Origin of the sequence: Paenibacillus montaniterrae (genome assembly GCF_018403185.1) — a bacterium.
Lineage (GTDB): Bacteria > Bacillota > Bacilli > Paenibacillales > Paenibacillaceae > Pristimantibacillus > Pristimantibacillus montaniterrae.
The window spans coordinates 72,093-96,120 of sequence record NZ_BOSE01000013.1; the positions used below are offsets into that span (position 1 = coordinate 72,093).

A 24,028-nucleotide genomic window follows, 5' to 3' on the forward strand; every position below is an offset into this window, starting at 1 on the left:
AGGAGAGGATGAGTGATCGTGAAAAAGCTTAAGCTTGGCTACGCCCCGACTCGCAGATTTGTATTCAGCGCAGAAGATGCATTTCGCTATAAAGTGATGATTCGTGAAAAGCTGGAAAGCTTCGGGCTAGAGCTCGATATTGTCGATCTTGAAGGCTTGAATGAGGAAGGCTTGCTGTATAACGACCATATTGGAGCCGAACAAATTATTGAGCGGTTTACCAGGGAGCAGGTAGATGCAGTATTTTTCCCGCATTGCAATTTTGGTACGGAGGATACGGTTGCCAGAGTGGGCAAAGCGCTGGGCAAGCCGGTGCTGCTATGGGGACCGCGCGATGAGGCTCCGCTGGAGGACGGCATGCGTCTGCGCGATACGCAATGCGGCTTGTTTGCTACAGGCAAGGTGCTGCGCCGCTTTAATGTACCATTTACTTATATTACAAACAGCCGCGTTGATGCTCCAGTGTTTGAAAGAGGCTTTACCAATTTTATTGCTGCAGCCAATGTCGTAAGACAATTCCGCAGTCTGCGCATTTTGCAGATTGGCCCGAGACCAAGCTCATTCTGGACGATGATGTGCAATGAGGGCGAGCTGTTGGAAAAATTCGGGATTGAGCTACATCCGATTACATTAATCGACATCCAACGAGAAACGAAACGCATTGAGCAAGGAAAAGCAAGCAGCTCAGAGCTGGCGGCAGCAGTTGATTATATTAAAGAGAAGCTGGACTGGACAGAGGTTGGAGAGGAAGCGGTTATTCGCGTTGCGGCATTGAAGGTAGCGATGAAAAATTATGCGATTCAAACAGGCAGCACAGCGATTGCTATTCAATGCTGGAGCGCGCTTCAGGAATCGCTGGCTATTATGCCATGCCTGGCCAATGCAATTTTAACGGATGAGCAAATTCCGGTTACCTGTGAAACGGATATACATGGTGCGATTACTTCGGTAATGGTTCAGGCGGCTGCGTTCAATACACACCCGACCTTCTTCGCTGATTTGACGATTCGCCACCCTGAAAATCCGAATGGCGAGCTGCTATTCCATTGCGGCAACTTCCCGGTTTCGATGAGTGTTGAGCAGAAGCCCAAGCTGCGTCGTCATTTTCTGTTTGACGACCACTCTCCGGGAACCCATGAAGGGGAAATTAAAGGCGGCTCAATGACACTGGCCCGCTTTGATGGCGATCACGGCGAGTACAGCATTTTCCTGGGCAAGGCCAAAGGCATCGAAGGACCTTATACGCGCGGCTCATACGTATGGGTGGAAGTCAACGATTGGCCGCTTTGGGAAGAAAAGCTGGTAAAAGGGCCATACGTCCATCACTCGGTAGGGATTCATGCCAACGTCATACCGGCCATCTATGAGGCCTGCCAGTACATCCCAGGGCTTAGCCCTGATTTGGTGGATCCCACAGAAGAAGAAGTAAAACGCTACCTAAGAGGAAGTTAAAAAACACGACTTTGATGACGATGTAGCGCGATGTAGCTGAGTCGACGGCGAATATGTCACGCTACCGAGTGCTCCGGTGCTCACGTAGCAAGTGCCTACGCTGCGCTCCTCGCCCTCTAGTATCGTGCCATCTTCTTGGTCCTGAAAGCCGAGTTTTTGAACCTCTATTGAAAGGGGATGTTTAAAAAATTGGACTTTGATGACGATGTGTTTGCGTCGTAGCTTATTCGACGGCGAATATGTCACGCTACCGAAGGCTGCGGTGCTCACGTAGCAATCTGCCTACGCTGCGCTCCTCGCCTTCTAGTATCGTGCCACATCTTCTTGGTCCTGCATTCAAAAAGCTACAGCGAAGGAGCAATGCATACCGAAAAACGAAGAGTGCCGCCTTTAACATCGTAATGCGACCTTAAAAATTCAAATAAGAGCATTACGATTTAAAAAGCGGCTTGAGGATGCATTGCTCCGGAGCGCTGAAAAACGAAGTGTGTCGCCTTTAACATCGTAATGCGACCTTAAAAATTCAAATAAGAGCATTACGCTTTAAAAAGCGACTTGAGGATGCATTGCTCCGGAGCGCTGAAAAACGAAGTGTGTCGCCTTTAACATCGTAATGCGACCTTAAAAATTCAAATAAGAGCATTACGATTTAAAAAGCGACTTGAGGATGCATTGCTCCGGAGCGCTGAGGGGGGAGATTATTGATGAGCATTAAGCAGCTCAAGATGAAAGCAATTGATATTAGATGCGAGCTTCTGCAAATGATTCACCGGGCCAAGGCCGGGCATACGGGCGGCTCGCTTAGCAATACTGATGTGCTGACAGCTTTGTATTACCGGGTAATGAAGCTTGATCCGCAAAACCCGAAATGGGATGAGCGGGATCGCTTTATTGCCAGCAAGGGTCATGCTGTGGAATCGTTATGGTGTATTTTAGCGGATAAAGGATTTTTTCCAAAGGAGGAATTATCGACTTTTTCTCAGTTTGGCACGCGCTTGATCGGACATCCAAACAATAAAGTGCCGGGTATTGAGATGAATACGGGCGCGCTTGGTCATGGCTTGTCGATTTCAGTTGGCATGGCGCTGGCGGCTAAGCGAGATCACAAAGGCTATAGAGTGTTTTGCTTAATGGGCGACGGCGAGCAGGCTGAGGGCTCCGTCTGGGAAGCAGCGATGGCTGGAGCGCATTATAAGCTTGATAATTTGACCGCGATTATTGACCGCAACAAGCTGCAAATTAGCGGCTCGACTGAGGATGTAATGGGATTGGAGCCGCTTGAGGAAAAATGGGCTGCTTTTGGCTGGCAGGTTGTATCGATTAACGGCAATGAGATGGCGGAGGTGGTGGCGGCGCTCGAAGCTGCTCCAACGGTTAAAGGCAAGCCGACTTTGATTATGGCGAATACGACAAAGGGCAAGGGCATATCCTTTGCTGAAAATGTGGCGCACTGGCATCATCATGTTCCTAGCGATGAAGAGCTGGCGCTGGCACTTGCGGAGCTTGCTGCTAGCAAGCAGGCGCTGCTAAGCGAGAAGGAGGACTGACGCATGGCCAATACAATTCCGAATCGGCAAGTAATTTGTGATACGCTGCTGGAGCTGTCGCAGCATGATCGGGCGATAACGGTGCTGGCGAGCGATTCGCGCGGCTCTGCTGCAATGGGGGCGTTTGCCAAGCAGTTTCCCGAGCAGTTCGTGGAAACAGGCATTGCAGAGCAAAATATTGTTGGGATTTCAGCGGGACTTGCTCATAGCGGCAAGAAGCCGTTTGTCACATCGCCTGCTTGCTTTTTAAGCATGCGCAGCATCGAGCAGGTTAAGGTCGATGTCGCTTACTCTAATACGAACGTCAAGCTGATTGGCATTAGCGGCGGCATTAGCTACGGTGCGCTCGGCATGTCACATCATTCGGTGCAGGATTTGGCCGTAATGCGTGCAATTCCCGGGCTGGCGATCATCCTGCCGGCTGACCGTCATGAAACGAAAAAAATGACAGAAGCGCTAGTGCAATACGAAGGCGGCGTATATGTCAGAATTGGCCGCAATCCGGTCGAGGACGTGTATGACAACGATGATTACGAATTTGTGATCGGCAAAGCCGTTACGATGCGGCAAGGGCGCGATTTAACGATCATTGCAGCTGGAGAGACAGTGCGCATCGCACTTGATGCAGCCAAGCTGCTGGCAGCAGCAGGCGTTGAAGCAAGAGTGCTCAACATGCATACGATTAAGCCGCTTGATCATGAAGCGATCTTCCAGGCAGCAAGTGAGACAGGCGCGATTATTACAATTGAGGAGCACAGCATTCACGGCGGACTTGGTGCAGCGGTTGCCGAGGTTGTTATTCAGCATCAGCCGGTTCCGATGAAAATTATCGGCATTCCAGATGAGCCGGCTATCGCTGGGAAAACAGCCGAAGTATTCAAGCATTATGGACTTGATGCAGACAATGTAGCGCGGATCGCCAAGGAGCTTGCTGCGCAAAAAGGGGCATTACGATGAGTCGGTATCTGCTGGCGATTGATCAAAGCACCTCGGCGACTAAAGTGCTTTTATTTGACCGCAATGGCGAGGTGGCAGCCAAAGCTTCACGTGCTCATAAGCAGCATTATCCGCAGCCTGGCTGGGTCGAGCATGATCCGCTTGAAATTTATGAAAATGTTCAGCGCCTTATGCGCGAGCTGCTGCAAATCAGCGAGGCTTCTCCAGCAGATATTGCCGCCCTTACGATTACGAATCAACGGGAAACAGCGCTTATTTGGGATCGTGTAACGGGCTTGCCAATCTATAACGCAATCGTATGGCAATGCCAGCGAACCTCAGACCTGTGCGATCAGCTGAAGCGGGCAGGAGCAGAGTCCAAGGTGCTGGAGAAAACCGGGCTTATGCTGGACCCTTATTTCTCTGCTACAAAATGGAGCTGGATGCTTTCACAGGTCGAGGGAAGCGGACAACTGCTTAAAGAAGGCAGGCTGCTGGCAGGCACAATGGATAGCTGGCTGATGTGGAAGCTGACTGATGGAGCGGTGCATGCGACTGATTATAGCAATGCCAGTCGTACGCTGCTGTACAATATTTATGATTTAAGCTGGGATGAGGAGCTCTGTCGGCTGTTTGACGTGCCGCGAAGCATATTGCCGGAAGTAAAAAGCTCCGATCATATTTTTGGCTATACCTCGCCAAGCGGAGTTCTTGGCACACGGCTGCCGATTACTGGCATTATGGGCGATTCTCAAGCGGCACTATTCGGCAATCTATGTCTGGAGCAGGGCATGGCCAAGGCGACGTACGGAACCGGTACTTCGCTGTTGATGCAAACGGGCAGTAAGCCTTCTCCTTCGCGCGATGGACTGGTTGCTACTATTGCTTGGGGCAGAAGCGGCGAAATATGCTATGCGGTGGAAGCGATTATTCGCTCGTCGGGCGACAGCCTGAAGTGGCTGCGTGATGAGGTGGGCTTGTTCTCCAGCTTCGATGAGTTGACGGCATGGCTGGATAAAACGCCGAGCAATGATGATGTTTATCTCGTTCCGGCATTTAGCGGGCTTGGCGCTCCTTATTGGCAGGCTGATGCGAGAGCTGCTTTTACCGGGATGAACAGAGGCACGAACAAGGGGCATCTGTTGCGAGCAGCTCTGGAAAGCATCGCATATCAGGTGGTTGATGTCGTGAAGCTGCTGGAGCAAGCGACAGGAATCGAGCTGCAGCAGCTGCGAGCGGACGGAGGTGCGGCTGGCAATCCAGTGCTGATGCAGCTTCAAGCGGATTTGCTGCAGGCGCATATAGCGGTGGCTCAAACAGCCGAGCTTTCTGCCAAGGGCTCTGCTTTAATGGGCGGACTGGCGATAGGCTGGTGGACCTCGCCGCAGCAGCTGGCTGATGTGAACGATTATTTGCTTTATAAGCCAACGATGTCAAGTGAGCAGCAAGCAATGAAGCTGGAAGGCTGGCATAAAGCGGTTTCCATGGTTACTGGAAAGCCGAGTTGATTTCAGGAGATTGCTCCTGATTTCGCTCGGCTTTTTTGCTGAGCGCATTGTTGCTGTTCCGATATGAAGCAAGTAAGACGGCTTGCGTTTCAAGCAATGATGATGTATCTTTCAAGTAACTTAGAGCTGTTAGGTGAGGTGGAGCAGTGAGTATTTTTATACTAGAGGATGATGTATTTCAAGCCCAAAGCTTGAAGCGGTCTATTGAGGAGATCTGCTTAGCACAGCATATTCCTTACAATTTTATTGAAGCAACAAGCCGTTATGAGCACATAATCAATAAAATTCCTTCTTGTACATATTTGCCAATCTATTTTTTAGATATTGAAATCAAACATGAGGAACGCAAAGGCTTGGAGGTTGCGCAGGAAATTCGCAAAGTAGATCCGCATGGCATAATCGTGTTCGTAACAACACACTCTGAACTGGCATCCATATCTTACCAATACATGGTTTCTGCGTTAACCTTTATTGAAAAGGATCAGCCGCATCCCGAGCGCATGCAAAAAATTGCAGCATGTTTGCAGCATTATGTGACAAAAAATAAAGTGGAGCATAAAGAGGATTATTTCTTTGTCGAGAATGCTTATACGTCGGTTAAAGTTCCGTTTCATACAATCGAATATATCATGACGGATGATCCCCACCGCTTGAAGCTGATAACGACCAATCAATTAATTCAATTATACGGCAGTTTAAAGGAGCTCGAGCAAATCGACTCGCGTTTAATCCGTTGCCACAAATCCTATCTTGTCAATGTACAGCAAATGAAAGAGCTGGATGTTTCCGGGCAGCAAGTCATATTAATGAGTGGCAAACAAGTTCCTGTTTCCAGAAGAATGATGAAAAAAATGAAAGCTATATTAAAGGATCGGTGACGATGATTTTTTATGATATTGCGGCGATGGCGTTAATTGGAATCGGACATCTTTATTTGTTCAGCCTGCTGATAGACTATAAGAAGTTTTCGCTCGGCTATGTGCTGGTGATCGGGGTGCTGTTAACGTTTTTCGTCGGCATTAGCATCACCTTAACAGGCCTTGTCGAACTAAATGTCGTTCTGCTTTCTTTATTTCTCGTGTTAATCGGGCTCATGAATAAAAAATTAAAGCCTTTGACTGTTATTTATTTTGCACTCTGCAGCATGGTTTTGTTCACTGTTATAAAGAACGGGTTGTTTTCACTGGTCAGAGGCCTCTATATCGAAAGTCCCTTCAATTATTATAGCTGGACCGATAGCGCGCTTCACTTCTGGACATTAGTTGTGCTCGTGCTCGCCATGTACATAGCCAGAAAAAAAATCGAGCAAATCGGTCGATATATGGTCGCAAGCAGGTGGTACATCCCGTCATTTATTTTGGCGATTGTGTGCACATTGCTGCTGTTAGTGATCAACTATCCGACCATTTCGCTATTGGCGCAAATTAATGCTTTATACAGCAAGCAAATCTATTCGATTATTTTGCTGCTGTCCGTCTTGCTGATGCTGATTGTGACCATTAGCGTCTATATGTCCAAGGAGCGTTTAATTGAGGAGCATGAAATGATGCTGCAAAGCCAGCTGATCGATTATGTCAATAAATTAGAGCTCATGCATGACGACTTGGCAACATTTAGACATGATTATATGAATCTGCTGCTTTCTCTGGAGGAAGGAATCCGTACGAAAAATATCGAGCAAATTGAGCAGATTTACGACAATACGATTGCCCCTACGACAGCGATTATTAACGATCAGCAGCTGGAATTGGTCAAGCTGTCCCGTGTGAAAATTCCTGAAATAAAAAGTGTGCTCAGTGTAAAAATAGTAACAGCGCAGCATAAGCAGCTGCAGGTGAGCGTGGATATTCCTCATGACATTCGCCATGTATATATTCCTACCAACGATTTTATTCGCATGATCTCGATTTTAATTGATAATGCGACCGAAGAAGCAAGTAAGTCGACCAATAAGCTGATCCAAATTGCTTTATTTGAAACCGATCCAGAAACGCAATATTGCGTCGTTAAAAATAGTACCGATGCCGAGGCTTTGGATTTGCAAAGCATGTATAACAAAAGCTATTCGACTAAAGGCGAGCAGCGCGGCTACGGTTTATTTTCTATAAAACGGCTGCTGGCGCAGCACGCCAATATGACGCTGTCCACCTCCTTGGAGTCGCAAATGTTTACCCAGACGGTATTATTGAAAATGGACCGTTCATGAAGAAATAACGACCGAATTTGCAGAAGGCATTCATTCCGGCTTCTTTATTTCCTACAATAAAGCTGCGAGGTGATTCATTGTGGGGAAAATATTTTTAATCATCGTAACGATCGCCATTCCGGCATTAGGAGCCGTATATGCGCTGTATAAAAAGAGGTTAATCCCGTTTATTTTAGGGGTTCTGGCATTTACGATTTCCCAAATGCTGATACGGGTGCCGCTGCTGAATTGGCTGTCCGAAAACAGCAGCACCTACCATGTGTGGAACGTTACGATGCCATTGCTTATTATCGTGCTGCTAGCGTTTTCCGCAGGACTGTTTGAGGAAATGGCAAGATGGCTGGCGATGAAATTTGCGATGAAGCAGCGGGATCTAAATGCTGGCTTGGCTTTTGGAATTGGGCATGGCGGCATCGAGGCGCTATTAATCGTCGGCATTCCGCTGCTTTTTGCACCGAATGTTATGCTCAACAATGCCGATTATTTCATAAGCGGCTTTGAACGAATTTGTGCGATGATCGTGCATATTTGCCTCTCACTAATCGTATTGGCGGGCGTCAAGAAAAGAAAGTTCGTGTATGTGCTGGCTTCGATTTTGCTTCATGGAATCGTTAATTTTGCGGTAACCAGCGTTGCGATGATATCGACAATTATAATAGCTGAGCTTGTGATGCTCATTGCAACAGTTATGCTCGCGGTTATTACCTATTTCGTTGTACGAGCTCAAAAAACGTAGCATCTGCCATCTTCTAATTCGAAAGGAATGATTGCAATGAAAAAAATGCATGTCATGTTCATTAGTATTTGTGTGCTTGTGCTGTTAGCCGGGTGCGGGAGCAAGGTGGATGACAGCACCGCTCAAACTTATATAAGCAAAGCGGAAGAAGTTGTTCAAATGCTTAATAATGGCGAATACGAAAGCATCACCGAGCAGTTTGATGACACGATGAAGGCTAGCCTTTCAGCAGAGCAATTAGCAGAGCTTGAGCCGCTTCTGACAGCATCGGGTGAATTTAAAGCGATCGAGAAGCAGTCTGTTGAAGAAAAAGACGGGATGAAAATCGTCGTGCTGATCGCCAACTATAGCGAGGAAAAGCGTATTTTTACAATTACGTATGATGCCAATGATAAAATCGCTGGATTATTCATCAAATAAGCTTGAGTGCAGAACTTTTCAGATACGCCCTAAGCGATACTCCTGCGGCGAAACGCCATACACCTGCTTAAATTTTTTATAGAAAAAGGTTAAATTATCGTAGCCGACTTTGCGAGCAATTTCGTAAATCGGCTCTTTTGTTTGCTCAATGAGCAAGCAGGCGTGGGTCAGCTTTTGCATTCTAACCAGCTCGTTGAAGGTTTTACCAGTATGCTTTTTAATTAAGGTGCTAAAGTAACTGGTGCTGTAATTGAAATGAGCGGCAGCAGAAGCAAGTGTGCAGGTCTGGTAATGGTTTTCAATATATTGCAATATTTGAATCAGGCTCGTTTCATTGACGGTTTGTGCATGCGGCTGATGGGCGTCGTATTTAAATACGCGCAGCAGCTCCGTAAAAATAATGACCATATACGATTCAATAATTTCATCGTAATAAGCGGTTTGGTCAAAATATTCACATAGCATTTCCCTCATGAGACGAGGGATTTTTTTATTTTCCTGAGAATGAAAAATAATATAGTGATTATGGTCGCGCCCTTCGCTGATCGCATTAATAAGAAAGTCGGTAATGATTCCTTTGTTCGATAATCGGCTCAAAAATGCGGTGGTCAGCATCTCCTTCGAAAGCAGAATGTTAATGAGGATATCATTTTCTCCCGTATTCATAATCGCATGCGGCACTTGTGTATCGATGAGGATGAGCTGCCCTTCTGTTAGTACGACGGTTTCATCGTTAATTAATTGCGTGCAGCTTCCCGAATACATATAGTTGATTTCAATCCAGGTATGCACATGCATCGGCACAGCGGCAAAGCGTTCATGCTTTGTAATTTTAATTTTGTCGAGCGAGAGATTGCCAATCCGATCAAATAAAAATACAGGCCGCCCGTTTACTTTAATCATTTCAGGAACGTCATTAATTTCGGGCGGATTCTTTAAATACGCAAGCTCTGCCTCGCTGTAGCTGCGTAAAAACTGATCCAGCTGCTTTTCGTCCATCCCCATCACTGCTTTCCTCCTTCCATCTGTTGCGAATATTGTATGATCGAAAATTTGGTTAGTCAAGTTGAAATGTTCAGATATATAGCTCAATGTGAAATCCCTATAAAATATAAGATGTAAGCGCTGTTTATTGCTGCTGATCGCTGCAGAAAGCCAGCGTATATATTGTTAGCAGAAATGTTCAGAGGCAAGTTTTCAAAGCTTGCACTAGTAATGGGGAGGCGTTGAAATGCGTGTTGTACATTTAAGAACAAATCACCTAACGAATCCGCTGGGCTTCCAGCTGGATCGTCTATGCTTGTCATGGGTAACGGAATCAGAGGAAAGCACATCATCTAAATTTCAGCAGTCGGCTCGTGTAGAGATCGCAGCCGATTCACACTTTAACCAGCTTGTATTTGACAGTGGACAGCAGCAGCATATGGATAGCCTGGCGTATACGCCGGATATTGAGCTGCAGCCACGAACCCGCTATTACTGGCGTGTCACGGTGTGGGGAGACGCTGGCGAGGTGGCGACGAGCGAGGCAGCCTGGTTTGAAACAGCGAAAATGGATGAGCCTTGGCAAGGCGCATGGATTGCGCCAGGCTTTGACCCAGACATTCACCCGCTAATAAGGAAGCAGTTCCAGCTGCCTGCCGATCTTGCAGCGAAGCTGGCAAAGGCGCGCATTTATATAACAGGAGTTGGCTTGTACGAGCTTGAATTGAATGGCAGCAAAGTAGGCGATGAATATTTGGCGCCCGGCTACCATGCCTACGATTATTGGCTGCAGTACCAAACCTATGACGTGACAGAGCTGGTTGCGAGCGGAGATAATGCAATCGGCGTAGCGCTGGGCAACGGCTGGTACAAAGGGCGCTTTGGCTTTGAAGGCGGTTTTCCGGCATGGTATGGCGATCAATTTGCTTTGCTTGCTGAGCTCGTTGTAACCTTGCAGGATGGCAGCGAGATCGTTATTGCTACTGATCCAACCTGGAAATGCGCGCCGTCACCGGTACAATTTAGCGGCATTTATGACGGAGAACATTATGATGCGACCAAGCAATTGGAAAATTGGTCGAGCAGCAGCTTTGACGATAGTAACTGGACAGCAGTTCAGCCGACAGCGATCGCCTCAGAACGGCTGCAAGCACGGCTTAGCCTTCCGATTAAAATCATGGAGGAGCGCAAGCCTGTTGAGATCATTTATACGCCCGCCGGAGAGACAGTGCTTGACTTTGGGCAAAATATGACCGGGTGGGTTCGCTTCAAAGCAACCGCGAGCAAAGGCACGAAGCTGCATTTGCAATATGGCGAAATTTTGCAGAATGATAACTTTTACCAGGACAATTTGCGTACAGCCAAGGCCGAGCATATTTATATCGCCGATGGCTTGCCAGCAGAGGTTCAGCCTAAATTCACCTTTTTCGGCTTCCGCTACGTTAAGCTGCAGGGCTTCGCAGATGTGAAGCTTGAGGATTTCACAGGCTGCGTTGTCCATAGTGAACTGGCTCAAACGGGGAGCATTGAAACCTCGGATCCGCTGGTAAACCGTCTGTTTCTTAATGCGCTATGGGGACAAAGAGGCAACTTCCTCGATGTGCCGACAGACTGTCCTCAGCGTGACGAGCGCATGGGCTGGACAGGAGATGCGCAAGTATTTGCGCCTACGGCCTGCTTCAATATGTACTCGCCAGCGTTCTATAACAAATATATGGTAGATTTGCGCGAGGAGCAGCTGCGCAGAAACGGCTCAGTTCCATTCACTGTGCCTGCCATTAAGCCGACGCAAGGAGCAGGCTTTACGGACACAATGGACGGCTCGGCGGCGTGGGGCGATGCAGCGACGGTAATTCCTTGGACATTGTATGTCAATTACGGAGATAAGGAGCTGCTGCGCTCACAGTTCGATACGATGAAGGACTGGGTCGATTATATTCAACGCGTCGATGAAGAAAATGGCGGCAAACGACTGTGGCAGGCGGGCTTCCACTTTGGCGATTGGCTGGCGCTGGATGGCAAGGATCCACGCAGCCCATTTGGCGGAACGGATGCGCATTATATCGCCTCGGCCTACTATTGCTATTCCGCACAATTGGTTGCCAAAGCAGCGGCAGTACTGGAAAAGCATGAGCTTGCCGCGCAGTACGGACAGCTTGCGGAAGAGATTAAAGCAGCGATGATGCAGGAATACTTTACGCCAAATGGCCGCAGCGCCATTCATACGCAAACCGCGATGGTGGTCGCGCTCTTTATGGATCTTGTGCCACAGCAGCAGCGTCAAAGAGTAATAAGCGATTTGCAGGCCAAGCTGCGCGAGGATCGGATGCATTTGACGACAGGCTTTGTTGGCACGCCTTACCTCTGTCTGGTGCTTTCGGAAAACGGGGCAAATGATGATGCATACACCTTACTGCTTAACGACGATTATCCGAGCTGGCTCTATGCGGTAAAGCTTGGAGCGACGACGATTTGGGAGCGTTGGAACTCGGTGCTGGCCGATGGCAGCATTAGCGATACCGGGATGAACTCGCTCAACCATTATGCGTACGGCTCCATTGTACAGTGGATGTATCAGCATATGTGCGGAATCAATCCTGTTGCGGAGGCTCCAGGCTATCGTAAATTCACCTTGCAGCCTAAACCGAATAGCCGCTTGACCTACGCCAAAGCAAGCTTCAATTCACCGTCCGGCTTAATTGAAAGCGGCTGGCGCATTCATGAGGATGGCCGCTTGACGTTCACGTTTACGGTTCCATTCAATACGACAGCTGAAGCGAAGCTGCCTGATGCCGAGCTGGCAGCGGTAACGGTGAATGGAGCGGCATTGTCAGCAGCAGGTGCGAAATCAAGCGTCACGGGCAAGCAGCAGGGCAGCGATGTGAGTATCGTGCTGACAGCAGGAAGCTATGAGATTGAATATGCGCCTGCAAGAAGCTATATTGAAGCGCAGGTTAACAACTGAATGGTTGCAATTTTTAATAGATCGCTAACATAACTTCAGCCCTTTTATAGAATAATCTATGTCCGTATATTTCAAGGGTATCAAAAGAACGGCAGCTATTTGCATGGATTGCAAAGCTGCCGTTCTTTTGAAGTTAAGCCAAGTTAAGGTATGTTATAATGGCTTAGCATGGGGCGAAGGAGAGTGATTTTTTGAAGTCACATCAAAATAAATGGGTTATTGTAGCTTTTACGGTATTCATCATTTCACTAATAATATGGTTGTGTTTTTTTAAAGTAAGTAGCCAGACTGCCACAATTGCAACGCTTATAGCGATAGATAGTGATAACAAGGTGATGGAAATAAAGACTGAGAACTCCGCTAGTATTAAAATTAGATACAAAAAAGAGATAAAAGCCGAAATTGGAAAAGATTATCTTATTGTTTATAATAATTACAAGTTCAGAGATCCGGTTTTATTTTCTATTAAAGATTAAGGTTTGAAGGACTACAAAAGGGAGATAACGATACGTAATGCTGCTTGCCGGATGCTCTAAAGTTGGGTCTGGCAGCTCAACGCCTTCCCCAATACCATCTCCAACACCATCTTCTTCTGCGGCTTTGCCAGCAGCAAATTAACGGCATTAATTATTAACGCTGGCAAGCTTCATCTACGTTCAGGACTTCCAGCCAAACAAAAACTCATTTTTAAACCGACTGACAAAATAATCGCAAATCGGGGACTGGGCTCTATTTTTTAAGCGAGCCCAGCCGAAATGCACATTCGGCTGAACATAGTCTTCAATTTCCAGCATTACGAGCTGCTCATTAAATTGCATAGCGTTTGTTTTTAATGAAAAGTCATGGCCGACAGAAATCGCTAAGCCTTCAGCAAGAGCGCTATGTATCGCGGTATCGTAATCGGACTGAAACAGGATGTTTAGGTCGCCATATTGCTTGGAGAAATCGTCGGTAAACTGATGCACATAGTCATCGTTATACAAAACAAATTCCTGCTGAAGCATCTCCTCTGGTTTAATACTGGAGCGTTTCGCATAAGGGGACTGCTTCCCGACAAAAACCATCATCTTTCCTTGCCAAAGCGATTCAAATACAATGCTGTCATCATGCAGCACCCCTTCTCTTATCGCCAGCATACCCAAATCAATTTTCCCTTCCTTAACCGCGCGCAGGCTGTCCAGTGATCCCTGCTCATAAACCTGTATATGCAAATTAGGATGCTCTTTTTTCAGTTGAGCAATCACCTTCACCATCGTAATCATTTGTGCGGGCATCGTTGCCAGCTGCAGGCTGCCGCTCAATGTTAATTTAGCGCTTGCGGCCTCAAGACGAATTTCCTCAATCAGCTTCACGACATCATGCGCTTTTTTAATAATCGCTACCCCTTCGTCGGTCGGAATTGTTCCAGACTTCGTACGATGAAACAGCTTTATTCCAAGCTCTTTTTCCAAATTGGCAATCGACTGGCTAATTGCAGGCTGCGAGATATACAGGTTGGTCGCTGCTTGTGACAATGTTTTAACTTTCGTCAGCTCGACGATATGAATCAACTGCTCAAGGTTCATGCAGCACCTCTTATATAAGTTTCACTTATGTTTATTAAATTACATTCGAATTTAATTATAACGATTTAAGGCGTAAAATATAACTAAATCAAATGAAATCGTTATCACTAAACGATAAATTATCGAATAAGGAGGCTGCTCGTATGAAAGCTGCAGTTATATATGGTACGAAAGATGTCCGGGTAGAGGATGTAAAGGAGCCAACAACCGGAGCTGGCAAAGTGAAGGTTAAGGTAGAATGGGCCGGAATTTGCGGAAGTGATCTTCATGCCTATCATCATGGCATCGGAGTAAGTGCAGAGCCGCATCCGTTGACCAACCAGGGATTGCCATTGACGCTTGGTCATGAGTTCGCGGGAGTAATTAGCGAGGTTGGTGAAGGGGTAACCGGCTTTGCTATAGGCGACCGCGTTGCGATTGAGCCGCTTATTTTTGCAGCAGATGATTATTACGTTAAGCAAGGTCACTATAATCGTGCTGTAAGCTTTGGCTTTATTGGGCTGCAAGGCGACGGAGGCTTTGCTGAATATGCAGTGGTTGACGCTGAAAAGGCGCATAAACTGCCTGAAAATGTGAGCCTGGAGGAAGGCGCGCTTGTAGAGCCAACAGCAGTCGTGGTACAAGCTGTAAAGGAAAGCCAGCTTAAAATTGGCGATGCGGTTGTCGTTTATGGAGCTGGCCCAATCGGTCTATTAACGATTATCGCAGCTAAGGCTGCTGGTGCGGCAACTATTATTGCTGTTGATATTTCTCCCGAGCGGCTGCAAAAAGCTCTGGAGGTTGGGGCTACAGCGGTTGTTCATAGCGGTGAGGAAGATGCAACAGCGAAGATTATGTCCTTGCACCCTTATGGAGTAGATGTTGCCTATGAAGCAGCGGGGGCACAGCAAACCTTTACCGGAGCGCTTGAGGTTATTAAAAAGGGCGGACAGCTCATGATTATTGCTGCCTACGCCAAGCCTGTTACATTGGATGTAAACAGCATCTTGACGAAGGAAATTACGATAAAAACGAGTCTTGCCTACCGCCATATTTTCCCTGAGGTGATTGCCATGATCGCTTCCGGCAGACTTGATGTTAAGCCGGTTATTACCCGTCAAATTAAACTGGACGATATTGTTGAGGAAGGTCTGGAATTGCTGATCAAGGATAAAAGCCAGGCGAAAATATTAGTTAAAACTCAGCCATAAGCCAGGTTAATTGTGAAGTTAGCACTAATGTATGCTTTTTAGTGAAGCATGCATTAGTGCTTTTTTTAATCGGGTTAAACGATTTTCTGAATTCACCAACCATACAAGGAAAATTAGCATCGCATCTCGAATACAACTAGAAGCAAGCATGCCATCGGACGTATTTGTTGTAAGCAAAGGAAGGATGTAAGGCAGTGACTCCATTTACAGAAAAAGTGATTGCGATCATACGTGATATCCCCGAGGGGAAGGTGATGACCTATGGGCAAATTGCGGCACAGGCAGGAAGCGCTCGAGCAGCGAGACAAGTCGTTAGAATTTTGCATGCGATGAGTCAAAAGCATAAGCTTCCATGGCATAGAGTCGTCAATGCACAAGGGAAAATCGCCATTCAGGACGAGGAAGCGCGCTTTAAGCAAATGCTGTATCTTAGCAGCGAAGGCGTAGATGTGGACGAGCGCGGCTTTATCGATTTGGTGGCTTATCAGCATCAGCCCGGACAGGATAGCTTGGACTAAATGCCTTAGGCCATAAGAGAGCTGGTTGGTCAGCGTGGAACGAACGGATGCAAGACATACCAGCTTGTCAATTAATCCATTATAGTTGGAGGTGCCAGTAACGTGCACGAAAAAGTAACGGTAACATCCAGCAAAAACGAAGCCAGTCCAGCTGCCCAAGCTGCCAGGCCAACGACAGTACAGAGCTTCTCACCAGCAATGGGGGCTTTGCAGCGCAAGCCAAACCATGCCCAGCCGCTAGCTGCAAGTGATGCAGCGGTGCTGCAAAAAATGGTGGGCAATCGACAGCTCGGAAAATTGCTTCAGAGAATGAGCCAGCCTAACAAGACGGGCTTGCCGGATCAGTTAAAATCCGGTATTGAGTCGCTGTCAGGCATGTCGATGGATGATGTAAAGGTGCACTACAATTCAAGCAAGCCGCAGGAGCTTGGCGCATTGGCTTACGCGCAGGGCAATCACATTCATCTCGGACCAGGTCAGGAGCAGCATTTACCGCATGAAGCATGGCATGTTGTCCAGCAGCGGCAGGGACGGGTTCAGCCCACGATGCAGCTTAAAGGCATTGCTGTTAATGATAGTGAGCAGCTTGAAAGAGAAGCTACCGAATATGGCAATCATGCGCTGCGCATCAGCAGCGGACAGCCGGTTCAAATGACGACGGCTGACTTTGCTCAGCATTCCGTGGCGCAGCTTATGCTGATTAATGTGAAGACAAAGAAATCTCCTTTTGGCCGCCTTATTTCTTCTATTGATTTTGAAGGGAGAGTGCCAACAAGCGCTGAAAGCGGACAAGGGGATCATACCGTAGCCGACTATTTGCCGAAGCTGATGCTGCAGCAAAATTTGATCGGGAAAACCCATCAGCAAGCCGCGGAAGTGATGGAGAAGCTGTTTGTTTTTATTGATGAAAATACGAAAACCTCCTTTAAGAACGATAATAACAAAATGGTCAAACTGAGCAGAGACATCGTGATTGGCTATTTGACAAACTATACGCAACTGACAAAAGATCCTTCGACCGAGGGAGAGGATCTCAATAGTGCGCTTGAGGATTTACTGGATGCCTATTTAAGACTGTGGAACAAGCGTGCAGGGGCAGCCTATAATCGCTCGGAAGGAAATACTTCTGGAGGGGGTGGAGGAAAGACTGAAAAAGCAGCGAAAAAACAGATCAAGCTGCTGGGCTCGCAAGCCGAGGAATTAGGCGGCGATGAAGATGTGTCATTAAATGTAATAGCTAGTCTTATCGACTCTATCGATTTTATAGCAAAGCCGGCAACACTGCTTGAAGCAGCCAAGCATATTAGTATGGCATTGGAGCTGGTGCTTAGCTCATATCCTGCGCTGGAATATTACGGCAGCGATATGATGTATGCTGTCGTTAAAGCTTATGCAAAAAAGATTGGGCTAAATGCTACAGATGAAGAGAATGTGTTAAAGTATTGCTATGAGTCATACTATGGTGAAAAATATGATGAGATGGATTCGTGAAAGCTTATTCACTTAGAGGATGCAAGCCTGCGCCTAGCAGGCTTATTTTCATGGATACAACCAGAAAGAGGAGGTGGAGGCAATCTTGGCAGCCGCAGAGAAATTTTTTGCAAGGAAGCAACAGGAAACCGCTATTTTCTTAAATGAGGTACAGCAAAAAGCGGTCAGTCATACATCAGGTCCACTGCTTCTGCTTGCCTCGCCAGGCTCTGGCAAAACGACAACGATTATTATGAAAATTGGCTATCTCATTGAGGAGCAAGGGATAAACCCGACTCGCATTAAGGCATTGACCTTCAGCAAGGCAGCTGCCGTGGACATGCAGCAGCGCTTTAAACGGCTGTTTCCGCAATTGACTCCCGTCGGCTTTTCTACTATTCACAGCTTTGCTTATGAGGTTGCCCGGGCGTATTTTCGCAGCCGGCAAATTTCCTATCACATTATTGAAGGGGATAGCGCTGACGAGCGAGAGCAGCCGCAGACGAATGAGCCGTCTTTACATAAAAAGCATATTTTGCGCAGCCTGTTCCTGTCGATTGTCGGAGAAACGATTACAGATGATCAAATGGACGAGCTGACCACCTACATTAGCTATATAAAAAATAAGCTGATTCCAGCAGAGCAATGGTCGCAGGTTCGCTGCGATGTGCCGCACGCGGAGCAAATTTTGCAGGCCTATGAGCAATTCAAGCGCTCAGGGCATCACAGGCTGCTGCTGGACTTCGATGATATGCTGGCTGTTGCCAATCAGGCGCTGCAGGAGGACGAGCAGCTGCTGCGGAGCTACCAGCAGCAATTTGACTATGTATTAACGGATGAAAGCCAGGATACCTCGCTGGTGCAGCATTACATCATTGAACGGCTCGTTGCCGGGCATCGGCGATTATGTGTTGTCGCGGATGATGATCAGTCGATCTATAGCTGGCGTGGCGCGGAGCCTGCTTATTTGCTTAATTTCAAGGCAGTCTATCCCGATGCGACGATTTTGTTTATGGAGCAAAACTACCGCTCGACCAGCACAATTGTATATGCGGCCAATCAATTTATTAGCCGCAACAAGCAGCGCTATCCGAAGCAAATGTTTACGGATAATGGCTCAGGCGATCCGATCAGGCTGCGCGTGTCAGCCAATCCTGCTGAGCAAACGAAGTATATCGTGCAGCAAATTCAAGGGCTGCAGCAGCTGGCGGAGGTCGCTGTGCTGTATCGCAATAACTCGTCGTCGGTCGCTTTAATCAACGCCTTGGATCGAGCGGGTATTCCTTTTTATGTGAAGGACGCCGACCAGCGCTTCTTCTCGCACTGGGTAGTGGAGGATATTTTGAATTTTATGCGCATGTCCTATACTGACAAGCGAGTTGATCTGCTGGAAAAAATCCATCTCAAATTCAATGGCTACATTAGCAAGCAACAAATGGCGGCGCTCAAGGAAATCAGCAATCAACAATCTGTGTTCGACAATTTGCTTCAGTATGTGCAGCTGCATGACTATCAGGTACAGCCATTGCTGAACAGCAAGGAAACCTTTCAGCAGATGAAAGGAATGCCGCCGCTGCCTGCAATAGGCGTTATTCGCGAGCGCTTGGGCTATGAGCGGGCAATTGAGAAAATGTGCGAGCGGCTCGGCTTCCGCAAGGAGTATTTGATTGGCATGCTTAATACACTGGAGGAAATTGCAGCCGAGTTGGATACGATGGAGCAATTTGCCGCGAGACTTAAGCATTTGCAGCAGGTGCTGACACGATCGAGACAGCACAGAAATGAGCATGCAGTGACGCTATCGACGCTGCATAGCGCCAAAGGCTTGGAATTTGACTACGTATTTATGATTGATTTAGTAGAAGGCATTATTCCTTCCAAGCATGATGTTAAAGCGGATGAACTGGAGGAAGCGGCGCGCTTGTTCTATGTTGGCATGACGAGAGCGAAGCGGGAACTGGAGTTGATTACATATACGGAGCGCGGGGGAGAGAAGGCGGCGGAATCGCGCTTTGTCACAGCAGTTAGAGATATCGTGAATCCGCCGAAACAGCATGCATCAGCTGTTGAGCAGAGTGCTTCATCATCCTCCACGCTGCAAGCTCAGCCGTCCCAGCCGCCCAAGCATCCGAATGCGATTGTTTCGAGAGAGCAGCTGCAGGTCAATTTGCCCGTTACGCACACAAAGTTTGGCGCCGGGGTCATCATAGCTTGCGGTGATGAGCGAGTGACAATCCAATTTGCCGAAAGCACGAAGCAATTGGCGATTGCGCCATGCTTGGAAAATGGTCTGCTGCTGCTCGAAGGCGAGGCAGCAGTGCTAGAACGTGTCTGAAAACTCACTCAGTGGCCTCGGAGCAAAGCAAGTCTTCACTTGTTTTTAAGAAATATTTTGCTCCTTCGCTGCTGTTTTGCTCAGAGACAGCTCCCATGTGACTGTTACTTGCCGTAATTCAAGCCTAAGTGATAGGCATGGTTCAGCAGCATTTCGTAATGTTCGGGCTTTGAGTCCAGCGTCTCGTATAATAGTTCAACCTTGGAATTGGAAATCCCGCAATAATCGGCAATACCTACATTTAGCAAATGTGTAATCATTTCATCATAGCTGCGCTTCTTCATCTGCTCTTGCGAAACGCCAGCCAATCCAAGCCATAGCAAATGCTGATGATGAAGATGGTTCGAGCCGTACGCAACCCCATTGTTCCACACACGGTCAATATACCCCTTAAGCATAGCCGGCAAATGCCACCACCAGACTGGAAAAATTATCGCCAGGGCATCATGCTCCTTCAGCCGCTGCATTTCTCTTTCTACTTCAGGGGAATAGGACTGTTCCGCAGCGGTCCAGTCGGGCTCATCTACTCCTTTCAAGACAGGATCAAAACCAATCTCGTGCAAATCCAATATCTCATAATCGTGACCAGCCTCGGCAAGGCCTTGTACGAAACGATTGGCAACCTCAAAGGTTAAGGAATTTTTCCTTGGATGCGAAACAACGACTAGGACGTTCATGCTTTATCTTCACTACCTTTCTTCAGAGCTGCTAGTTTATAGCCTTCATCTGTGGCTGATGCTATTATAAACAGTAAGAAAATGAGCTGGAAGTACGCACTTTCAAGTGCCAAAGGATGCTGCAGGTGCTATAGGAACTCGAAAGTGCCTTAGATAGAGCTATACGGAGGGGAAAGAGATGACTGATCAAACAGATAATAGCGTTCAAAAGAAATATCAGGTTGGAGTCGAAGCTGCTTTAGAGGTAATAGGCGGCAAATGGAAGCCGTTAATCATTTATCATTTGATGACTGGCCGAAAACGAACCTCTGAGCTTCGCCGCTTAATGCCGGATATTACGCAAAAAATGCTGACCTCTCAGCTTAGAGCGCTGGAAAAGGACGAGATTATTACAAGAAAGGTTTATAACGAAGTCCCTCCTAAAGTAGAGTATGAATTAACGGAATACGGCTGGGGGTTAAAGCCGGCGCTAGACCTTTTATGCTACTGGGGAGAGGATCATCTTGATAAAATTTATGGCGACAAATCGAAGGTTTTGGAAGACTTTCATTAGTTGATAGCGGCTGATCAAGTCGCTGCAGTAGCTAATACGTGCCGTTATTTTCAGCGATCCTTCAACTTCCCTTAAGATTAGTTTTATTAATGTTTTGTAAACTGAGACTAATCCAATTGAAAGGAAGTGAAGGAGTATGCTCAAACGAACGATGTCACTGCTGCTTGCCTCGGTGCTTGCGTTGACGAGTGTGGTGGGACTTGCTTCAGCTAATACCTCAACAGAAGAAACGTTAATTCAGCTTTCTGATACAGGCATAAAGGTAGCTGGACAAGCAGTCTCCACTGATCCATCGGCGGCTGTCTATACGGGAGCAGATATTGTCTACTATGAAGCCGGGCAGGACAGTAGCTATGGAGAAGGCACAGCAGCTGACGAGCATAGCGCTGAGGAAGCAGCGGCTCATACCGTTGTTACGATTACCGAGCCTGGTGTTTATCGTGTGTCGGGCAAGCTGTCGGCAGGACAACTGGCAGTTGATCTGGGGGAGGATGCAGCAACTGATCCGACAGCAGTCGTGACATTGATTCTGGACGGTGTCGATATAACAAACACGGTTGCGCCTGCGGTTATTTTCTACAATGTATATGAGCCATACAGCGATACCGAGGATACAAATGGTGTTGTTGATCTTGGTGATGCTGGAGCGCGGGTAATTTTGGCGGATGGCTCGGTCAACACTGTGAACGGCTCCTACGTCGCCAAAATCTATAAGGAAGGCACGACGAAAAAACTGCATAAATACGATGGCGCATTTTACTCGAAAATGTCGATGAGCATTGCTGGCGAATCGGCAGGCACAGGCGAGCTGCATATTACAGCAGCTAATGAAGGACTTGACTCAGAACTGCATCTTGAGCTGAACGGCGGTAAGGTGTACATTGAAGCGCAGGATGATGGCATTAATACGAATGAGGACGGCATATCTGTTACAACGATTAACGGAGGCTATCTATATGTCAACGCAGGTCTTGGCGCTGAAGGAGATGGCATTGATTCCAACGGGTACTTGACGATTAATGGCGGAACGATTGTAACGATGTCCAATGAACGCAGCCCAGATGGCGGGATAGATGCTGATATGGACATTACAATCAATGGCGGTACAGTTATTGCACTTGGTACGCGCAATGATGCCACATCCGCTGCTTCCAAGCAGCCATTTATCGAGCTGTCTTTTGCTTCGACACAAGCGGCAGGCAGTGTTATTGCATTGGCAGATGCAGCAGGAAATGAGCTACTGAGCCATACGGCTGAAAAAGCATTTCAAAGCGTCACCTTCTCCTCAGCCGAGCTTAAGCTTGATACAGAGTATAGCTTGTACATTAACGATGTACAGCAGCAGTACACAGGCAATTCCTTCGGCATGATGGGCGGCGGCTTTGGCGGCAATCGTCCAACTGGTGAAGGGGAGAACGGGCAGCTTGCTCAGGGTGCACGTCCCGAAGGGGACCGACCAGCAGGTGAAGGAATGAACGGACCATTTCCAAGTGGGGCGCCAACTGGCGAGATGACGCCGCCTAACCAGGAGAATATTAATCCAGAACAAGCTAACCCGAATGGTCAAGGCATTGCTGCTGCAAGCGTTGAAGGCTCGACAGCCTTTGTGATTACTGAAGCTGTCCATAGCTTTTCGGGAATTTCCGAGGCTGCGGATGCGAGCGGCAAAACGAGGGTCGTCTTTACTGTGAATGACGGAGCGGGCATAGCCAGCGTATCTTCCGGGCAGCCTGTCGTGTTAGAGCAGGTGGCCGCTAGTGAAGATGTACCGGATACAGATATTCAATTGACTGTAACGGATGTACCGTCAGAAAATTATTCAGAAACGTTTCTGTTGTCTGAAATTAAGGATGATTTATCGCAAATTATGCCCGAAGAGGATGGACAATACCGCTTAACTGTTGCAGTTGTTTCCTCTAATGAAACGTATACAGGCGTATCGCAATGGCAGTTTTCGATCGGTGTACTGCCGTTTACAGATCTTAACCCGTCTGATGCGGCATACAGCGCAGTTAAAGTATTGTACGAACGCGGCGTCATGATCGGCACAAGCACCACGCGCTTTTCGCCAAATGCGACAGTAACGCGCGCGACTGCAATAACGACGCTTGGTAGACTACTAGGCATTGAGCAGGTCGAATCAACAGCGTTTACGGATGTCGCGCAAAATAGCTGGTACAGCGGATATGTTGGCTGGGCGGCTTCCAACAGTCTTGTCGTTGGTGATGGAAAAGGACATTTTATGCCTGAAGACAATTTGACTGCCGAGCAGATGAAGCTGGTGTTGTCACGTTTTACCGAGCTTAATGAGCTGGATATTGCATTGGACGCTTTATTTCCGAGCGATATGAGTGGCACGTTGACCCGTGCTGAGCTTGCAGTGCTGCTAAACGAATTCTTATAGTATATCTTACATTACATTCCCCCTTTGGTTATATTAGAACAGCTCCTGTTTGTACGCGCATATGCGACAAGCGGGAGCTGTTTTTAGTTTGGCGTTTTAATGCTGAGGAAGGGGATGAATCTCAAAGGATGTTAAAAAAGTTCGGGTGGTGAATCTTTAATTCTGACAAACTTGTTGTCAGAATTATTGGATTAGGATAGAAAGTGGATGGCCTTCACTAGAGGGGGCGATGGTCATAAGACTGGATCGTTTGCTTGGGGCCATTCGCCGACATTATGCTAAAAAATGAGAAGGAGATGCGACATGACGATTTTAGTAGCAGGAGCAACAGGGACGGTTGGACAACATGTGACGGAACTACTGGTGCAGAGGGGGGCTGCCGTACGGGCGTTAACGCGAAATCCGGAACGGGCGAGAGCCAAGCTGCCAGAAGGTGTGGAGATTGCAGCGGGCATAGATCAGCGAAATCAATTGACCGATTGTGAGTAAAGTGGTAGCAACAACCAAACCACTTGCTGCAATCGGTTTTATGCTGTGCGGTTAACAAATAAAGCTTACAGTT

At 47.5% G+C, this 24,028-nt stretch carries 20 protein-coding genes; 17 read left to right on the plus strand and 3 right to left on the minus strand.

Features of this window, described 5'->3' with window-relative positions; all coding sequences use genetic code 11:
* Positions 1-18 precede the first annotated feature (18 nt).
* The 8 genes from KJS52_RS24220 (at position 19) to KJS52_RS24255 (ending at position 8,805) form a co-directional block, all read left to right on the plus strand.
* Positions 19-1,452 carry an L-fucose/L-arabinose isomerase family protein gene (locus KJS52_RS24220; RefSeq protein ID WP_213519870.1) on the plus strand — a complete coding sequence of 478 codons (1,434 nt, stop codon included), beginning with the start codon at positions 19-21 and terminating at the stop codon, positions 1,450-1,452.
* Positions 1,453-2,156: 704 nt separating this feature from the next.
* Positions 2,157-2,999, plus strand: a complete 843-nt coding sequence (locus tag KJS52_RS24225) for a transketolase (RefSeq protein WP_213519871.1) — start codon at positions 2,157-2,159, stop codon at positions 2,997-2,999.
* A gap of 3 nt (positions 3,000-3,002) precedes the next feature.
* Positions 3,003-3,956: a transketolase family protein gene (locus tag KJS52_RS24230; protein WP_213519872.1), complete on the plus strand. Its 954-nt coding sequence runs from the start codon at positions 3,003-3,005 to the stop codon at positions 3,954-3,956.
* A complete protein-coding gene (gene glpK, locus KJS52_RS24235) occupies positions 3,953-5,443 on the plus strand; it encodes a glycerol kinase GlpK (RefSeq protein ID WP_213519873.1) in 1,491 nt (496 codons plus the stop codon). Before KJS52_RS24230 ends, glpK begins: the two co-directional genes overlap by 4 nt.
* A 146-nt stretch (positions 5,444-5,589) precedes the next feature.
* The gene (locus KJS52_RS24240; RefSeq protein WP_213519874.1) at positions 5,590-6,321 is read left to right on the plus strand and encodes a LytR/AlgR family response regulator transcription factor; all 732 of its coding nucleotides are present in this window, start codon (positions 5,590-5,592) and stop codon (positions 6,319-6,321) included.
* 2 nt (positions 6,322-6,323) lie between these two features.
* Entirely contained in the window at positions 6,324-7,649 is a 1,326-nt protein-coding gene (locus tag KJS52_RS24245; protein ID WP_213519875.1) for a GHKL domain-containing protein, read from the plus strand.
* A 79-nt stretch (positions 7,650-7,728) separates the two neighbouring features.
* Complete coding sequence (locus tag KJS52_RS24250) at positions 7,729-8,385, plus strand: YhfC family glutamic-type intramembrane protease (RefSeq protein WP_213519876.1); 657 nt, start codon at positions 7,729-7,731, stop codon at positions 8,383-8,385.
* 36 nt (positions 8,386-8,421) lie between these two features.
* Positions 8,422-8,805 carry a DUF3887 domain-containing protein gene (locus tag KJS52_RS24255; protein ID WP_213519877.1) on the plus strand — a complete coding sequence of 128 codons (384 nt, stop codon included), beginning with the start codon at positions 8,422-8,424 and terminating at the stop codon, positions 8,803-8,805.
* Positions 8,806-8,823: 18 nt separating this feature from the next.
* Here KJS52_RS24255 and KJS52_RS24260 read toward each other — a convergent pair whose 3' ends face one another.
* Positions 8,824-9,810 (minus strand): AraC family transcriptional regulator, encoded by a 987-nt coding sequence (locus KJS52_RS24260; protein WP_246563913.1) that lies wholly within the window; start codon positions 9,808-9,810, stop codon positions 8,824-8,826.
* Between the two features lie 226 nt (positions 9,811-10,036).
* Between KJS52_RS24260 and KJS52_RS24265 the strand changes: the two genes are divergently transcribed.
* Both KJS52_RS24265 and KJS52_RS24270 read left to right on the plus strand, forming a co-directional pair.
* Positions 10,037-12,754, plus strand: a complete 2,718-nt coding sequence (locus KJS52_RS24265) for a glycoside hydrolase family 78 protein (RefSeq protein ID WP_213519878.1) — start codon at positions 10,037-10,039, stop codon at positions 12,752-12,754.
* Between the two features lie 191 nt (positions 12,755-12,945).
* Positions 12,946-13,230, plus strand: coding sequence for a hypothetical protein (locus KJS52_RS24270; RefSeq protein ID WP_213519879.1), 285 nt, complete (start codon positions 12,946-12,948; stop codon positions 13,228-13,230).
* Between the two features lie 180 nt (positions 13,231-13,410).
* Here KJS52_RS24270 and KJS52_RS24275 read toward each other — a convergent pair whose 3' ends face one another.
* Positions 13,411-14,319 carry a LysR family transcriptional regulator gene (locus KJS52_RS24275; RefSeq protein WP_213519880.1) on the minus strand — a complete coding sequence of 303 codons (909 nt, stop codon included), beginning with the start codon at positions 14,317-14,319 and terminating at the stop codon, positions 13,411-13,413.
* Positions 14,320-14,462: 143 nt separating this feature from the next.
* Between KJS52_RS24275 and KJS52_RS24280 the strand changes: the two genes are divergently transcribed.
* From KJS52_RS24280 to KJS52_RS24295, 4 genes are all read left to right on the plus strand, one after another.
* A complete protein-coding gene (locus tag KJS52_RS24280) occupies positions 14,463-15,509 on the plus strand; it encodes a 2,3-butanediol dehydrogenase (RefSeq protein WP_213519881.1) in 1,047 nt (348 codons plus the stop codon).
* A 194-nt stretch (positions 15,510-15,703) separates the two neighbouring features.
* Positions 15,704-16,027, plus strand: coding sequence for an MGMT family protein (locus tag KJS52_RS24285; RefSeq protein WP_213519882.1), 324 nt, complete (start codon positions 15,704-15,706; stop codon positions 16,025-16,027).
* Between the two features lie 102 nt (positions 16,028-16,129).
* The gene (locus KJS52_RS24290) at positions 16,130-17,518 is read left to right on the plus strand and encodes an eCIS core domain-containing protein (protein ID WP_213519883.1); all 1,389 of its coding nucleotides are present in this window, start codon (positions 16,130-16,132) and stop codon (positions 17,516-17,518) included.
* An 85-nt stretch (positions 17,519-17,603) separates the two neighbouring features.
* Positions 17,604-19,832 (plus strand): ATP-dependent helicase, encoded by a 2,229-nt coding sequence (locus KJS52_RS24295; protein WP_213519884.1) that lies wholly within the window; start codon positions 17,604-17,606, stop codon positions 19,830-19,832.
* A 104-nt stretch (positions 19,833-19,936) separates the two neighbouring features.
* Here the strand turns inward: KJS52_RS24295 and KJS52_RS24300 are convergent, their stop codons facing one another.
* The gene (locus KJS52_RS24300) at positions 19,937-20,509 is read right to left on the minus strand and encodes an NAD(P)H oxidoreductase (RefSeq protein ID WP_213519885.1); all 573 of its coding nucleotides are present in this window, start codon (positions 20,507-20,509) and stop codon (positions 19,937-19,939) included.
* Positions 20,510-20,687: 178 nt separating this feature from the next.
* Between KJS52_RS24300 and KJS52_RS24305 the strand changes: the two genes are divergently transcribed.
* From KJS52_RS24305 to KJS52_RS24315, 3 genes are all read left to right on the plus strand, one after another.
* Positions 20,688-21,062 carry a winged helix-turn-helix transcriptional regulator gene (locus KJS52_RS24305; protein WP_213519886.1) on the plus strand — a complete coding sequence of 125 codons (375 nt, stop codon included), beginning with the start codon at positions 20,688-20,690 and terminating at the stop codon, positions 21,060-21,062.
* Between the two features lie 136 nt (positions 21,063-21,198).
* Positions 21,199-23,466 carry a carbohydrate-binding domain-containing protein gene (locus KJS52_RS24310; RefSeq protein ID WP_213519887.1) on the plus strand — a complete coding sequence of 756 codons (2,268 nt, stop codon included), beginning with the start codon at positions 21,199-21,201 and terminating at the stop codon, positions 23,464-23,466.
* 303 nt (positions 23,467-23,769) lie between these two features.
* Positions 23,770-23,955, plus strand: coding sequence for an SDR family oxidoreductase (locus KJS52_RS24315; protein WP_306433596.1), 186 nt, complete (start codon positions 23,770-23,772; stop codon positions 23,953-23,955).
* Positions 23,956-24,028: the final 73 nt, after the last annotated feature.